The 15,416-nt window shown below is 65.6% G+C and carries 14 protein-coding genes; 9 read left to right on the top strand and 5 right to left on the bottom strand.

The window, feature by feature from the left end; all coding sequences use genetic code 11:
- Positions 1–22: 22 nt before the first annotated feature.
- Positions 23–1,303 (bottom strand): NAD(P)/FAD-dependent oxidoreductase, encoded by a 1,281-nt coding sequence (locus ACWPXE_RS14500; RefSeq protein ID WP_454018398.1) that lies wholly within the window; start codon positions 1,301–1,303, stop codon positions 23–25.
- 165 nt (positions 1,304–1,468) lie between these two features.
- Here ACWPXE_RS14500 and ACWPXE_RS14495 point away from each other — a divergent pair, with 165 nt between their 5' ends.
- From ACWPXE_RS14495 to ACWPXE_RS14460, 8 genes are all read left to right on the top strand, one after another.
- Entirely contained in the window at positions 1,469–2,812 is a 1,344-nt protein-coding gene (locus ACWPXE_RS14495) for a glutamine synthetase family protein (protein WP_237903554.1), read from the top strand.
- A 219-nt stretch (positions 2,813–3,031) separates the two neighbouring features.
- Positions 3,032–4,132, top strand: coding sequence for an extracellular solute-binding protein (locus ACWPXE_RS14490; RefSeq protein WP_349597134.1), 1,101 nt, complete (start codon positions 3,032–3,034; stop codon positions 4,130–4,132).
- A gap of 98 nt (positions 4,133–4,230) precedes the next feature.
- Positions 4,231–5,382 carry an ABC transporter ATP-binding protein gene (locus ACWPXE_RS14485; protein ID WP_454018397.1) on the top strand — a complete coding sequence of 384 codons (1,152 nt, stop codon included), beginning with the start codon at positions 4,231–4,233 and terminating at the stop codon, positions 5,380–5,382.
- Positions 5,379–6,302: an ABC transporter permease subunit gene (locus ACWPXE_RS14480; protein WP_035673867.1), complete on the top strand. Its 924-nt coding sequence runs from the start codon at positions 5,379–5,381 to the stop codon at positions 6,300–6,302. Before ACWPXE_RS14485 ends, ACWPXE_RS14480 begins: the two co-directional genes overlap by 4 nt.
- Complete coding sequence (locus ACWPXE_RS14475) at positions 6,299–7,132, top strand: ABC transporter permease subunit (RefSeq protein WP_454018396.1); 834 nt, start codon at positions 6,299–6,301, stop codon at positions 7,130–7,132. Before ACWPXE_RS14480 ends, ACWPXE_RS14475 begins: the two co-directional genes overlap by 4 nt.
- Positions 7,133–7,521: 389 nt before the next feature.
- The gene (locus ACWPXE_RS14470; RefSeq protein ID WP_237903557.1) at positions 7,522–8,538 is read left to right on the top strand and encodes an agmatine deiminase family protein; all 1,017 of its coding nucleotides are present in this window, start codon (positions 7,522–7,524) and stop codon (positions 8,536–8,538) included.
- A 186-nt stretch (positions 8,539–8,724) separates the two neighbouring features.
- Complete coding sequence (locus tag ACWPXE_RS14465; RefSeq protein WP_237903558.1) at positions 8,725–8,955, top strand: hypothetical protein; 231 nt, start codon at positions 8,725–8,727, stop codon at positions 8,953–8,955.
- A 143-nt stretch (positions 8,956–9,098) separates the two neighbouring features.
- On the top strand, positions 9,099–9,893 hold the full coding sequence (locus tag ACWPXE_RS14460; RefSeq protein WP_454018395.1) for a PP2C family protein-serine/threonine phosphatase: 795 nt from the start codon (positions 9,099–9,101) through the stop codon (positions 9,891–9,893).
- A 24-nt stretch (positions 9,894–9,917) separates the two neighbouring features.
- Here ACWPXE_RS14460 and ACWPXE_RS14455 read toward each other — a convergent pair whose 3' ends face one another.
- The gene (locus tag ACWPXE_RS14455) at positions 9,918–10,778 is read right to left on the bottom strand and encodes a DUF4384 domain-containing protein (protein WP_454018394.1); all 861 of its coding nucleotides are present in this window, start codon (positions 10,776–10,778) and stop codon (positions 9,918–9,920) included.
- Between the two features lie 234 nt (positions 10,779–11,012).
- Between ACWPXE_RS14455 and ACWPXE_RS14450 the strand changes: the two genes are divergently transcribed.
- Positions 11,013–12,191, top strand: coding sequence for a lysozyme inhibitor LprI family protein (locus ACWPXE_RS14450; RefSeq protein WP_454018393.1), 1,179 nt, complete (start codon positions 11,013–11,015; stop codon positions 12,189–12,191).
- A 35-nt stretch (positions 12,192–12,226) separates the two neighbouring features.
- Here ACWPXE_RS14450 and ACWPXE_RS14445 read toward each other — a convergent pair whose 3' ends face one another.
- The 3 genes from ACWPXE_RS14445 to metG are packed head-to-tail and all read right to left on the bottom strand — an operon-like array spanning position 12,227 to position 15,378.
- Positions 12,227–13,027 (bottom strand): MBL fold metallo-hydrolase, encoded by an 801-nt coding sequence (locus ACWPXE_RS14445; RefSeq protein ID WP_454018392.1) that lies wholly within the window; start codon positions 13,025–13,027, stop codon positions 12,227–12,229.
- Complete coding sequence (locus ACWPXE_RS14440; RefSeq protein ID WP_454018391.1) at positions 13,024–13,821, bottom strand: TatD family hydrolase; 798 nt, start codon at positions 13,819–13,821, stop codon at positions 13,024–13,026. The genes ACWPXE_RS14445 and ACWPXE_RS14440 overlap by 4 nt, the downstream gene beginning before the upstream one ends.
- Positions 13,822–13,827: 6 nt before the next feature.
- A complete protein-coding gene (metG, locus tag ACWPXE_RS14435; RefSeq protein WP_454018390.1) occupies positions 13,828–15,378 on the bottom strand; it encodes a methionine--tRNA ligase in 1,551 nt (516 codons plus the stop codon).
- Between the last annotated feature and the right edge of the window lie 38 nt (positions 15,379–15,416).

The raw sequence follows: 15,416 nt of genomic DNA, 5'->3' as shown, positions 1-15,416 counted from the left end.
AAGCGGGAATGGGACGGGCAGGTTACAGCAGATCGCGCAGCCGGAACCAGAGCATCGCGAGGACAAGGGCCGGTGTGCGGAATCGCCGCCCGCCGGGGAAGGGCAGGTGGGGCACGCGGGCGAACACGTCGAACCGCTCGGCCGTGCCGCGGATCGCCTCCGCCATGACCCGCCCGGCCATGCCGGCCAGCGCCACCCCGTGGCCGGAATAGCCGTGGGCGAAATAGGTGGTGGGCGTCAGCCGCCCGACCTGCGGCATGCGGTTCATGGTGATGGCGACATGGCCGCCCCAGAAATGATCGACCGTGGCGCCGCGGAGCTGCGGAAAGACCGCCAGCATCTTGGACCGCATGGCGGTCTTCAGCCCCGGTGCGTCCATCCCGGAATAGCTGACGCCGCCGCCGAACAGCAGCCGGTGGTCGGCGGAACGCCGGAAGTAGTTCAGCACGAAGTTCATGTCGCTGACCGCGATATTGGTCGGCAGCAGGGACGTTGCGGTGGCCTCGCCCAGCGGCTCGGTGGCGATCATGTAGGTGGCGACCGGCATCACCACGGCCGACAGGCGCGGTGCCAGCGCCCCCAGATAGGCGTTCCCGGCCAGCACGAGAAAGCGCGCCGACACCCGCCCCTTCGCCGTGGTGGCGACAGGACGATCCCCGGTGTCGATGGCGGTGACCCGACTGTCTTCGAAGATGCGCACGCCGGCCCGGGCAGCAGCGGCGGCGAGGCCCAGCGCGTAGTTCAGCGGGTGCAGATGGCCGCTTCCGTCGTCGGCCAGCCCGCCGACATAGGCGTCGCTGCCCACCACCGCCCGCATGGCCTCGCGGTCGAGCGCACGGACCTTGTTGTAGCCGTAGCGGTCGCGCATCTCGCGCTCCATCGCCGCCACGTCGTCCATGTGGCGCGGCTTCACCGCCGCGTGGGCGAAGCCCCAGGTGAGGTCGCAGGGAATGGCGTGCTTCGCAACGCGCTCCGCCAGCAACGCCTTGGAGTCCTCGCCGAGGTCCCACAGCCGCCTTGCATCCTCCGCCCCGACCCAACGCTCGATGGTGCTCATCGACTTGTTGTAGCCGGTGATGATCTGCCCGCCGTTGCGGCCCGATGCACCCCAGCCGACGCGGTTGGCTTCCAGCAGAACCACGTCGTAGCCGTGTTCGGCCAGTTCCAGCGCGGTCATCAGCCCGGTGTAGCCGCCGCCGACCACGCAGGCGTCGCAGGACAGCGATTCTTCCAGCATCGGGTGCTGCGGGTGCGGAGTCGCGGTGTCGGCGTACCACGAGCGGATGTGGGATGATGTCGGCATGACCGCCGAGTTAGGGGAGGGACCCCCGCCCCGTCAATGATTCCAGCGGTCATATGGGCAGGATCTTTGTTCCCCTCTGGCGCGAGGAGGGGGTGCGGGATCATAGTAAGGCGGTCGTTCACAGCAGGGAGGGGCTGCCCACCGTCCGGTGCGGTCCATACGTTCATGGGTTTCATGGAAGACTTCATCAAGAAGAACCGCATCACCGAAGTGGAATGCCTCGTGCCCGACATGTCGGGCATCGCGCGCGGCAAGATCGTGCCCGCCGAGAAGTTCCTGCGCATCCTGCGCGACCGCGGTCTGCGGCTGCCTGAGGCGATCTTCGTCCAGACCGTGACCGGGGAGTATCCGGAGGACGATTCGGTGACCTCGGATGAGAATTCCGACATCTACATGATCCCGGACGAGCGGACGATCCGCTTCGTCCCCTGGTACGAGGAGCCGACCGCCCAGGTCATCACCGACTGCGTCTACGCCGACGGCAGCCCGGTGAACTTCTCGCCCCGCCATGTCCTGAAGCGGGTGCTGTCGCTCTACGAGGAGCGCGGCTGGAAGCCAATGGTGGCGCCGGAGTTGGAGTTCTTCCTCGTCCAGGTCAACAAGGACCCCGACTATCCGCTGGTGCCGCCGGTCGGGCGCAACGGGCGGGTGGAGAGCGGGCGGCAGGCCTTCGGCATCGACGCGGTGAACGAGTTCGATCCGATCTTCGAGATGGTCTATGATTTCTGCGAGGCGCAGGACATCGACATCGACACCCTGACCCACGAGGCCGGGGCGGCGCAGATCGAGATCAACTTCAACCACGGTGACGCGCTGGAACTGGCCGACCAGGCCTTCCTGTTCAAGCGGACGGCGCGCGAGGCGGCGTTGCGCCATCAGGTCTACGCCACCTTCATGGCCAAGCCGATGCAGAACGAGCCGGGCAGCGCCATGCACATCCACCAGTCGGTGGTCGATGCGGACACTGGGCGCAACCTGTTCTCCGACGCCAACGGGGCGGACACGCCGCTGTTCATGTCCCACATCGCCGGGCTCCAGAAGTATCTGCCCTACGCGATGCCGCTGCTGGCGCCGAACGTGAACTCCTACCGGCGGCTGGTGCCGAACTCCGACGCGCCGATCAACGTGCATTGGGGCCGCGACAACCGCACCACCGGCCTGCGCGTTCCCGTCTCGCCCGCCGATTCGCGCCGGGTGGAGAACCGGGTGGCCGGCGCGGATGCGAATCCGTACCTCGCCATCGCCGCCTCGCTGGCCTGCGGCTATCTCGGCATGGCGCAGGGGCTGGAGCCGACCGACCCGGTGAAGGGCTCCGCCTACCGGCTCGCCTTCACCCTGCCGCGCCACCAGGGCGACGCCTTGCAGAAGTTCAACGCCTGCAAGCCGCTCAAGGAGGTGCTGGGCGAGAAGTTCCTGGATGCGGTGACCTGCGTGAAGGAGGCCGAGTATGAGGCCTATCACCGGGTGATCAGCTCCTGGGAGCGCGAGAATCTTCTGCTGAACGTTTGAGCATTTTTCCGCCCCCTTCCGCCGCTGCCGCGGAAGGGGGCGTTTGCGCTCCGCAAAACCCGCAAAACCACCCGCAAATCGTTGACAACCAACCCCCCCGTGGGTGCAATAGCGCTCGCGCCGGGGACGCCGTGCAACGCACGCCGCCTCCCACGTCGAATGGAAAAAAGTCGACCAGTCACGAACTGACGAACGATCCAGAATTCGGGGGCTTTCTGCATGAAACGTTTCGCTCTCAGCGTCATCGGCGCCGTCGCGGCGATCGCCATCGCCGGCCCGGCGCTGGCCCAGGCCAAGAAGCCGGTCAACATCTACATCTGGAACGACTATCTGGGCGAATCGACGCTGGCGGACTTCACCAAGGCCACCGGCTACGACACCAAGGTGGACCTGTACGACAGCCTGGAACTGCTGGAGCAGAAGGTGCTGGTCGGCAAGTCGGGCTACGACGTGATCGTCCCGACCGCCGAACCGACCCTGTCGCGCATGATCCAGGCGAAGGTCGTGGCGCCGCTCGACAAGGCGAAGATCCCGAACCTGAAGAATGTCGATCCGAAGGTTCTCAAGCTCCTCGAGAACTCGGACCCTGGCAACAAGTTCGCCGTGCCCTATCTGGGCGGCACGGTCGGCATCGCCATCATCCCGGAGAAGATCAAGGCCGTCGCCCCCGACGTCCCGCTCGACAGCTGGGACCTGATCTTCAAGCCGGAGGTGGCGAAGAAGGTCGCGGCCTGCGGCATCACCGTGATGGATTCGGCCATCGACGTGATCCCGTCGGTGCTGAACTACCTCGGCCTCGATCCGAACTCCGAGAAGAAGGAGGATCTGGACAAGGTCGAGAAGACGCTGTTGGCGGTCCGCCCCTACATCAAGCAGTTCGTCACCGGCCAGAACATCAACATCCTGGCGGGCGGCGACGCCTGCGTCGTCATGGCCTACAACGGCGACGCCATCCAGGGTGCGGCCCGCGCCGAGGAAGCCAAGAACGGCGTGAAGGTCGAATACATCACGCCGAAGGAAGGCGTGCAGGTGTGGTGGGACACGCTGGCCATCCCGGCGGACGCGCCGAACAAGGAGGGCGCGCACGCCTACATCAACTTCATCCTGGACCCGGCGAACATCGCGGCGGTGTCCAACACGGTCAGCTACGCCAACGCCGTCCCGGCCTCGCTGGCCTCGGTTGACGAGGGCGTGAAGACCAACCCGGCCGTCTTCCTGCCGGAGAACAGCAACCTCAAGCTGTTCGCCCTGAAGTCGATCAAGCAGACCACCGACCGCGCCCGCACCCGCGTCTGGACCAAGGTCAAGACCGGCAAGTAAGCGCGCCGCGAACCGGCACGCACGACACGCGCCCTGGTCGTTTCCCATCGGGAACGGCCGGGGCGTTCCCATGAGAAGAGGACGCCGAGAGGAGCCGCATGGCCGTCCAGCCGATCCGCAAGCCCACGCGCCTGGAACCCTGGCAGGACCCGGGACAGAAGCCCTATGTGCGAATCGAGAAGGTGACCAAGACCTTCGGCGATTTCGTCGCCGTGGACGAGGTCAGCCTGTCGATCTACCGGGGTGAGTTCTTCGCCCTGCTGGGCGGCTCCGGGTCGGGCAAGACGACCCTGCTGCGCATGCTGGCCGGGTTCGAGACGCCGACCGAGGGCAAGATCTTCATCGACGGCGTCGACATGGCCGGCATCCCGCCCTACGAGCGGCCGGTCAACATGATGTTCCAGTCCTACGCCCTGTTCCCGCACATGTCGGTGGAGCAGAATGTCGCCTTCGGCCTGAAGCAGGACGGCGTCGCCAAGGCCGAGATCAAGGAGCGGGTGGGGGCCATCCTCGACCTCGTCCAACTCGGCCAGTTCGGCAAGCGCAAGCCGCACCAACTGTCCGGCGGCCAGCGGCAGCGCGTGGCGCTGGCCCGCTCGCTGGTCAAGCGGCCCAAGCTGCTTCTGCTCGACGAACCGCTGGGCGCGCTGGACAAGCGGCTGCGCGAGCGGACCCAGTTCGAGCTGGTCAACATCCAGGAGAAGCTGGGCGTCACCTTCATCGTGGTCACCCACGACCAGGAGGAGGCGATGACCATGTCCTCGCGGATCGCCGTCATGAATCACGGCGTCATCGCCCAGACCGGCACGCCGACCGAGATCTACGAATACCCGCAATCCCGCTTCGTCGCCGAGTTCATCGGCTCGGTGAACATGTTCGAGGGCAGGGTGGTGGAGGATCAGGCCGACCATGTGCTGATCCGCTCCGAGGACGCCGGCTGCGACCTCTACATCAACCACGCGGTGGCGGTCCCCGCCGGCGCCACGGTGGGCGTCGCCGTCCGCCCGGAGAAGATCGCACTGAGCAAGGAGCCGCCGGCCAACTCCGACGGGCGCAACGTCACCAACGGGATCGTGCGCGAAATCGCCTATCTCGGCGACGTGTCGATCTATCTGGTCGAGCTGAAGACGGGCAAGACGGTGCGTGTCACGGCGCCCAACGTGGTGCGGCGCACCGAGATGCCCATCACCTGGGACGACGAGGTGCATCTGAGCTGGCGTCCCTTCGCCGGGGTGGTGCTGACGCAATGATCGATCTTCTGCGCCGGATCGGCCTGTGGGGGCGGGGGGTGGTGGTCGCCATCCCCTACCTGTGGCTTCTGCTGTTCTTCCTGGTGCCCTTCCTGATCGTGTTCGGCATCAGCCTGTCGGAGGCGATGCTGGCGCAGCCGCCCTACGCGCCGCTGATCGACTGGCTGGTGGACGAGGACGCGGGCACGACCAAGCTCCAGATCCTGCTGAACCTGTCCAACTATCTGCGGCTGGGCGGGGACGACCTCTACATCCTGGCCTATCTGAACTCGGTGAAGATCGCGCTGGTCACCACCGTCTGTTGCCTGCTGCTGGGCTATCCCATGGCATACGCCATCGCCCGGGCGGAGCCGTCCAAGCGCGGGCCGCTGATGATGCTGGTCATCCTGCCCTTCTGGACCAGCTTCCTGATCCGCATCTACGCCTGGATCGGCATCCTGAAGGCCAACGGGGTGGTGGACAACCTGCTGCAATGGACCGGTCTGACGACGGAGCCGTTCGAGCTGCTCTACTCGGACTGGGCTGTCTACATCGGCATGACGTACTGCTATCTGCCCTTCATGGTGCTGCCGCTCTACGCGACGCTGGAGAAGCTCGACCCGACGCTGCTGGAGGCGGCGGCGGACCTCGGCTGCCGGCCCTGGAAGGCGTTCCTGACGGTGACGCTGCCGCTGTCTCTGCCGGGCATCATCGCCGGGTCGCTTCTGGTCTTCATCCCCTCGGTCGGCGAGTTCGTGACTCCGGAACTGCTGGGTGGTCCGGACACGCTGATGATCGGCCGCGTGCTGTGGAACGAGTTCTTCGCCAACCGCGACTGGCCCGTCGCCTCGGCGGTGGCCATCGCGCTCCTGCTGTTCCTGGTGGTGCCGATCATGGTCTTCCAGCATGTCCAGGGGCGCCAGACGGAGGCCGGGCGATGAAGCAGATGGGAAAACTGGCCTGGGCGCTGTGGTTTGGCTACGCCTTCCTCTACGTACCGATCGCGCTGCTGATCTTCTACTCCTTCAACGAGTCGCGGCTGGTCACGGTGTGGGGCGGCTTCTCCACCAAATGGTATACGGAGCTTCTGCAGAACGACCAGCTTCTCGGGGCGGCCTGGCTGTCGCTCAAGGTGGCGGCGATGTCGGCCACCGCATCGGTGGTGCTCGGCACCGTCGCGGGTCTGGCGCTGGCCCGCTTCGGGAGGTTCCGCGGGCGGACGCTGTTCGGCGGCATGATCACCGCGCCGCTGGTCATGCCGGAGGTCATCACCGGCCTGTCGCTTCTGCTGCTGTTCGTGGCGCTGGAGCAGGCCATCGGCTGGCCGGACGGCCGCGGCATGACGACGATCACCATCGCCCACACCACCTTCACCATGGCCTATGTGGCGGTGATCATCCAGTCGCGCCTCGTCAGCCTGGACGAGAGCCTGGAGGAGGCGGCGATGGACCTCGGCGCCCGCCCGGCCAAGGTGTTCTTCGTCATCACGCTGCCGATCATCGCCCCGGCCATCGTGTCGGGCTGGCTGCTCGCCTTCACCCTGTCGCTCGACGATGTGGTGGTCGCCAGCTTCGTGTCGGGGCCGGGCTCCACCACCCTGCCGATGGTCATCTTCTCCAGCGTGAAGTTCGGCATCAGCCCGCAGATCAATGCGCTGGCGACTCTGATGATGGTGGTGGTCGCCACCGGGATTTTCATCGCCAGCCTGGTCATGGCGCGGCAGGAAAGGCAGAGGAAGCGGGACGAGCAAATGGCGGTGCAGGGGGGCTGACTCCCTCCCGTGTCGCCTCATAGGGGCTATGCCGTTAGGCCGCAGCCGGTGGGGGTGGCCGTTCGCCGTTGCATTTGCTATTGTAATGGCATCTGCAACAGCGAATGAGGTCGTATCGTGCGCGCGCTCTTATGGTTCCCAATGCTTCGTCTTGGTTTTTCGATGCCTTTTTCGGCGCCCAAGCGCCGTTATTCGGATCGTCCGCCCTCCCGCCGCTGAGCGGTCGAGCGCGCCGCCCTTCCGGGCATTCCGGTGGCCCCTTTGGTGGCCGTTGCCAAATCCTCCGCTCCGTGGTTAGGGTGACCGTGGGTCACGGGTAACGCCGTGACGACCCGCTCCGGCCACGCACAAGAGCCGGGCCATTCAGGGATTTGGCAGGAGATTCAAAGATGACGACACCGGCGGCGGAAGGCTTCACCATGCCGGGCGAATGGGAACGGCACACCCGCTGCTGGATGGCGTGGCCGTGCCGGCCCGAGACGTGGCCCGAGGGGGCCTTCGACGCCGCCGCTGCCGCCTACACCGATGTCGCCCGCGCCATCAGCCGGTTCGAGCCGGTGACCATGGTCTGTGATCCCGCCGACGTCGCCGACGCCTCCCTGGCCTGCGGGCCGGGCGTCGAAATCCTACCCTTGCCGATCAGCGATTCCTGGATTCGTGACACCGGACCCAGCTTCGTCACCGATGGGAAAGGGCAGGTGGCCGGCGTCCATTGGCGTTTCAACGCCTGGGGCGGCAACTATCCGGACAGCGCCAAGGACCAGCAGGTCGGGCGCCTGATGCTCGACCATCTCGGCCTGCGCCGCTTCGAAGCGCCCTTGGTCATGGAGGGCGGCTCCTTCCATGTGGACGGGGAGGGGACGCTGCTGACAACCGAGCAGTGCCTTCTGAATCCCAACCGCAACCCGAATCTCGGCAAGGCGGAGATCGAGGCGCTTCTCAAGGAGCATCTCGGCATCTCTAGCGTGATCTGGCTGGGCGAGGGCTATCAGGACGACGAGACGGACGGTCACATCGACGAGATTGCCCTGTTCGTGAAGCCCGGCGTCGTCATGGCGATCACCACCGACGATCCCGGCGACGCCAATTTCAAGGCGTTCCAGGACAACCTGGACCGGTTGAAGCGCGCCCGCGACGCCCAGGGGCGGGAACTGGAGGTCATCCCGGTCCGCCAACCGGCGCGGCGCGACGAGAGCGGCGTGCGGCTGACCTTGTCCTACACGAATCTCTACATCGCCAACGGCGGCATCGTCATGCCGGCTTTCGAGGATTCGGCGGACGACGAGGCTTTCCGCATCGTGCGCCGGGCCTTCCCGGACCGCGAGGTGGTGCAGGTTCCGGCGCTGGACATTGTGCGCGGCGGCGGCGGCATCCACTGCATTACCCAGCAGCAGCCGGCGGTCTGATCCGGCGCATTCACTGGTTAGCAGAAAGGCGAGGGCACTTGCAGCCTTCGCTTTTTAATCGGTCACTGCGTCGATTCGGATCTTGAATCGGTGGGTGCGCAGGCTCATGTTTTTAACATGCAGTTAAACCCGCTCAATATGCCTCCGATGGCAAAGCCTCAGCCGCCGATCACACCGGCGATGCAGATGGCTATGTCTCCGGCGGTTCAGGCGGCGCAGCAGACCACCTCCACTGTTCGCACGCAGACGGTCCAGGCGACCCAGGCGGTCGGCAAGCTGGACCAGACACGGGAAACGCGCAACGCCACCCAGTCGGGGCAGGCGATCGATCCGCAGACGGCGGCTGTCCAGGCACGAACGAACGGAACCGGCTACGGCGGCAAGCAGCGGGGCACACTCTTGGACGTCAGCGTCTGAGGCGTTTTCACGCGTCCTTTCCCACTGTTCAATTCGCAACCTCTCCGCCATTATCGTATGCAAAGCCGAGGCGGTTTTTCGCGTTGCCGAAGGCTGTTTCCAGGGAGCTGGTTCGGCTGTAACGCGCTGGAGCCGTTCGCGTGATGCATTCCGCCCTGATCGACATGATCGCCGCTGGACAAACGGATGTTGGCCGTGTCCGGTCGCGCAACGAGGACTCGTTCCACCTCGACCCGGCACTTGGCTTGGCGGTGATCTGCGATGGCATGGGCGGGCACGCTGGCGGCGACATCGCCAGCCGCACCGCGGTAGAGGTGGTGGCTGCGGTCGTTGCGTCCTACGACCGCAGACATGACGGCCGGACACCAACCTTGGCGGAGGAGGACAGGGCGGCCGCCGACGCCGCATTGACGGTCCGTTCCGCGGTGGTGGCTGCCAACCGCCGCATCAACGCCCTGAACCGCCAGCGCGGTTTCGCCGAAGGGCGCGGCATGGGCACCACGCTGGTGGGGCTCTGGCGCATTCCGGGAACCGGGCGGGTGGTGGTGTTCCACGCCGGAGACAGCCGGTTGTATCGTTTGCGCGGCGGTGAGTTTCGTCTGCTGACGCGCGATCACAGCCTTTACCAGGTGTGGCTCGACAACGGGCGCCGCGGGCAGGCTCCCCAGCGCAACATCATTGTCCGCGCGCTTGGCACCGGGGAGCAGGTGGAGCCCGATATCGCCATCCACGATCTGCAGCCTGATGATCTCTACCTTCTCTGTTCGGATGGGCTGACCGGAATCGTGCCGGAAGGGCTGATCCAGCGGATTCTCACCCAACAGCCGCCTCCCGCTCCCGAGGATGCCTGCGCCAAGCTGATCGATTTCGCAAACGGAGCGGGCGGGCCGGACAACATCACCCTCATTCTCGCCCGCTTCGTCCTTCTCCCGGCCTGAATACAGGGTGCATAGCCAAGCCTGTCAGGGCGCCTTGGTTTTCAGGAAACGCGCCGTGGCCACGGTGGTCGGAGCGGCGGAGTCCAGCGCCTGCTTCAATGCGGGAAGATAGGATGCCGCCGTTTCGGCTTCAGGGCGAGGAGACGGGAACAGCGGTGCGGGGCTGGCGATCACGACGATCAACTCATGACCGTATGGCGGCCCGATGCTCCAGAATCGTCCGCCGGCGCCGCGCTCACCCAGCCGGCGAATCGCACCGGGCTCCACACGGCTGCTGATCTCCAAGGGATTGGGCAGCAGATGGATCACGTCGCCGTCCGACGTGAAATAATCCACTTGCAGATGCGTTGGAAAATCAGGGGTTACGACGTCGAACATCAGGTCTTGGCCGCCCTTGAACGGCGTTCCGGCGGCCTCCTTGAAACGGATCGACAAGGGTGTCGCCGAACCGGCGTTGGCGGACCGCAGCGGTCCGATCAGGGTCAGAGGCTCGCACAGGGCAGGGGATGCGCGCTCGACGTCGACGGCGGCCCGTTGACCGGTGAGGAGATCCTGTGCGAGCAACGCGAGGCTGTCCGGATCGGTATCGCCCGCGGTCAAGCCGGAGATCGCCACCCTCTGGTCCTTGCCGATGGCGACATCGAGTTCGGCGCAATGAAACTCCGCCAAGGCGGTCCGCAGCGCCGACAGATCGGGCACGGCGGGAACGGGCGGAACGTCATGTACGGAAGGCGGCTGCGCGGAGACGGGCTCGCTGTCCGCGGAGCCATCGGACACCGCGCCGCCATCGTTCGCCCAAGCGGTCGCAGCGACCCCAACGGCGGCGGCAAGCAGCGCCTTGGCGCATCGGTGCCGCCATGTCGTCGGCGTGTGGGAGTCCTTCACCGAATTCCGACCGTTGGCTATAAACTGGGATTTATGTAATGCGCATTTTGGACATTGCCAAGGGTGGAGGAGCTGTCACTCCCAGGGAAAGAGCGATCATATAATCTGTATTATGGAAAATATGATCACAAGGAAGCGAGCAGGGCACCAATCCGTCCCTTCCGGCCTTCCGGTCGATGGATTATCGTCGCGGCTCGTTTCTGCGTCCAATTCCATCGATGAAGGCTGCGCCTTATGCCTCGTTCCTCGTGGCTTTTCGGCCCCGCGTTGTCGCTCTGTCTGCTTCCGTTCGCCGCCGTGGCCCAGACGGCACCCGATTGCGCCAAACCATCCGGCCGCGCTGAACGCACCATCTGCGCCAGCGCCGACTTGAAGGTCGCCGCCGAGGATATGGCGACGTTGCTGCGCGACACCTTGGGGAACACATCCACCGATGACCGGGATGCCATCGAGCGTGCGCAGAAAGCGTTCCTGACCGAACGTGACACCGCTTGCGCTGACAAGTCCACCATCCCGGCCTGTCGAGCCCTGTACGAGAAACGCACCGCCGACCTCGCCGCTCAGAATTCAGCGGCGCAGAAGAAACTGGCCGCGATTGTCGCCGGCATTCCAAAGGACGCCAAGGCCGCTGCCGCGGCGCTCCAGCGCTACAGCGGTGCGCCGGCGAAGGCATGGCTGGTCTATCTCCACCAGAGTGGCGCGGTGGCGGCGCCCGACAAGGACGCCACGGTGCGCCGACTGGTGGGCGAGATCTTGAACCAAGGTCTCCCAAAAGACCCTTATCTTCATGAAGAGATGGCGAATCTCGGTGATGTTCCGAGCGCTCCGCTGAGCACGTCGCTGCTGTTCCTGCGCCACGTCCTGTCGACCACAGAAATGGACGCACCCTGCTTCCTGTTCACCAAACATGGGCAGCCGGCGTTCGAAGCCTTCGGCGCCTTCTGGGGCAACGCGCGCGACGAGACGCCCGGCCTGTGCAACCCGCCGTCCTCCTTGTTCGATTTGCCGGAATGGAAGGCCGTCTCCACCCACATGGACCCGGCCATCGAGCCGGCCCTGGTGGAACGCGGCAGCATCCGCCATGGCTATGAACGCCAGTTCGAGGTGGACGATCTTCAAGCGTCGCTGGTGCCCAGCACGCTTCTCGAAGCGCCCATGTCCGCCGAAGCCAAGAAGATGGCCGAGCAGCGCGGCCGGGCCGTGGCCGCTTTTCGATCCTGGAGCGATTTCGACGTCTGGCCGGAGAAGGAATACCGCGCAGCGGTGAACACTCTGCCGGCAGCCATCACTGCGACATCAAAGCTTTACAGAGAAAAGTTCAAGCTGAATCCCCAGACGGCGGATCAGGCGGCCAAGGCGGCCGCGGACCGTTTCATCGCCGGGCGGCTGGGTCTCATCATGCCGGACGACTGACCGTCGCCCTGCCCCATCCCGTCATCAAGTAAACCCTAAAGCTCAATGACGAGCCCGTCATAGGCGGGCTCGACACCGGCGGGAAGCAGCCGGCGGAGCGTGTCGTAATCCATGGTCTGGTCCATGTGCGTCAGGTAGGCCCGCTTGGGGCGCACCCGCGCGATCCATTCCAGCGTCAGGGCGAGATGGGCGTGAACCGGATGTGGCGGCTCGATCCGTGCGCAGTCGACCACCCACACCTCGACGCCCTCCAACGCCATGAAGGCATCTTCATCCAATTTCACAACGTCGGTCGAATAGGCAAATTTATCAAAGCGATAGCCAAGGGTCTTCAGATAGCCGTGATCCTGCTCGAAGGGCACGATCCGGCGACCGCGCACCTCGAACGGGCCTTCCACGGCGCGAGGCCTCAACACCGGTCGGTAAAAGGGATCGCCGGGGCGAAGAGGCTCGAAGCAGTAACCAAAACGCCGCTCCAACTCGGCCAGATCATCGGCGCTGCCAAAGGCGTCGATGGGCGCGTGCATGGCGCGGCACAGTTCCCTGAGTTCGTCGATGCCATGGGAATGGTCGGCGTGCTGGTGCGTCCACAGCACGGCATCGAGCCGCCGCACATCGGCGTTGAGAAGCTGCTGGCGCAGGTCCGGCGAGGTGTCGACCAGGACGCTGACGCCACCGCCCTGCCCGGCCCTCTCTTGCTCCCACTCCACCAGGATGGACGGGCGCATCCGCTGGTTCCTGGGGTTCGCCGGGTCACATGAGCCCCAGCCGAGACCGATCACGGGGACGCCCCGCGATCCGCCGCAGCCGAGGATCGTGACCCGCTGGCCGGTCATGCGGCAGCCTGCTGGCCCGTGCCGGCGCGGGGGAAGAGGCGGAAGAAGTTCTCGGTGGAAATCCGGGCCATGTCCGCCGCGTTCACGCCCTTGACCTCAGCCACGCAGGCCGCGGTGTGGGCGACGTAAGCCGGTTCGTTGCGCTTGCCGCGGAACGGAATCGGTGCCAGATAGGGCGCGTCCGTCTCCACCAGAATCCGGTCGAGCGGAACGTCCTTCACGATGGCGCGGAGGTCCTCCGACTTCTTGAAGGTGACGATCCCGGACAGAGAGATGTAGAACCCGAAATCCAGAGCCTCTTCAGCGAGTTGCCGCCCGGAGCTGAAGCAGTGCAGCAAGCCGTTGACCGGCTGGCCGGCGGACTCTTCGCGGATGATCCGCATGGTGTCGGCGTCGGCGTCGCGGGTGTGCACGATCAGCGGCAGGCCGATCTCCAGGCTGGCCCGGATGTGCCGGCGAAAGCACTCCTGCTGAACGTCCCGCGGGCTCTTGTCGTAGAAGTAGTCGAGCCCGGTCTCGCCCAGCCCGATCACCTTCGGGTGTTTCGAGAGTTCGACGAGGCGTTCGACGGACACCCCGTCGATTTCCTCCGCCGCCTGATGCGGATGGACGCCAAGCGAGCACAGGACGTCGTCGTAGCGCTCGGCGACCCCCAGGATGCGGTCGAAGCGCGACAGGTAGGTGCAGATGGTCACCATCCGCCCCACCCCCGCCTGCCGGGCGCGGTCGATGACCGCGTCCAGCTCCTCGGCGAAATCGGGGAAGTCGAGATGGCAGTGGCTATCGACCAGCATCGTTCATCAGCTCTTCGCTTCGTCCACATAACGCGGGAACACGCCCTGCGGCGTGGGCAACGGAGTGCCGGCGACCAGCGCCCCACCCGCCCCCAGCCGGTCGAACCCGCGGGCCTCCGGCCCTTGCGCCAGCTGGTCAAGGATCTTCGCCGAGGCTTCCGGCATGATCGGCTGGGTCAGGATGGCGAGGTGGCGGATGGTCTCGGCCAGCACGTACAGCACTGTGGCCATGCGCGCCGGATCGGTCTTCTTCAGCGCCCAGGGCGCCTGTTCGTCCACATAGCGGTTGCCGTCGCCGATCACCGCCCAGATGGCGTCCAGCGCCTTATGGAAGGCCTGCGCCTGGATCTCCGCCCGGACGATCGGCAGCAGGTTGCGGGCGGCGCTGAGCAGGGCCTCGTCGGCCTCGGTGAAGGCGCCCGGCTGCGGCACGGCGGCCCCGCAGTTCTTGCCGATCATCGACAGCGAGCGCTGCACGAGGTTCCCGTAATCGTTGGCGAGGTTGCCGTTGATCCGCTGCACCATCTGCTTGTGCGAGAAGTCGCCGTCGTTGCCGAAGGGCACCTCGCGCAGCAGGAAGTAACGGGTCTGGTCCAGGCCGTAGGTGTTGACCAGCGTCTCCGGCGCGATGACGTTGCCCAGCGACTTGGACATCTTCTGGCCTTCGATGGTCCACCAGCCATGGGCGAAGACGCGCTTCGGCGGGGCCAGCTTGGCGGCCATCAGGAAAGCCGGCCAATAGACGGCGTGGAAGCGCAGGATGTCCTTGCCGACCATGTGCAGGTTGGCCGGCCAGTATTTGGCGTACTCGCCGCCCTCGTCCGGGAAGCCGACCGCGGTGATGTAGTTGGCCAGGGCGTCCAGCCAGACATACATGATGTGGTCGGGATTGCCGGGCACCGGGATGCCCCACTTGAAGGTGGTGCGGCTGACCGACAGGTCCTTCAGCCCGGACTTCACGAAGGCCATCACCTCGTTGCGCTTGCCGGCGGGAGCGATGAAGTCCGGGTTCTGCTCGTAGAACTCCAGCAGGCGGTCCTGCCAGGCTGAGAGGCGGAAGAAGTAGGAGGGCTCCTCCACCCACTCGCACTCGGCGCCGGTCGGGGCGATCTTCTTGCCCGACGGCGACGTGGTCAGCTCGTCCTCGCCGTAAAAGGCCTCGTCGCGCACCGAGTACCAGCCGGCGTAGCTGCCGAGATAAATCTCGCCGGCCGATTCCAGGCGGCGCCACAACTCCTGCACCGACGCGATGTGCCGCGGCTCGGTGGTGCGGATGAAGTCGTCGTTGGAGAAGTTCATCAGCGAGACGAGGTCGCGGAAATTCTTCGACACGCGGTCGGTGAACTCCTGCGGCGCGATCCCGGCGTTCATGGCGGATTTCTCCACTTTCTGGCCGTGCTCGTCGGTGCCGGTGAGGAACTTCACGTCATAGCCGTCCAGCCGCATGAAGCGGGCCAGCACGTCGCAGGCGAGCGTGGTGTACGCGTGCCCGATGTGCGGCACGTCGTTCACGTAATAGATCGGAGTCGTCAGGTAGAAGGTCTTCGACCCGGTCATGGCAGAGGCTCTCCCGAGAATGCGCCGGCCCAGCGCGT

This window comes from Azospirillum sp. Marseille-Q6669, from assembly GCF_965111635.1.
This window is presented reverse-complemented; position numbering and strand designations above follow the sequence as displayed.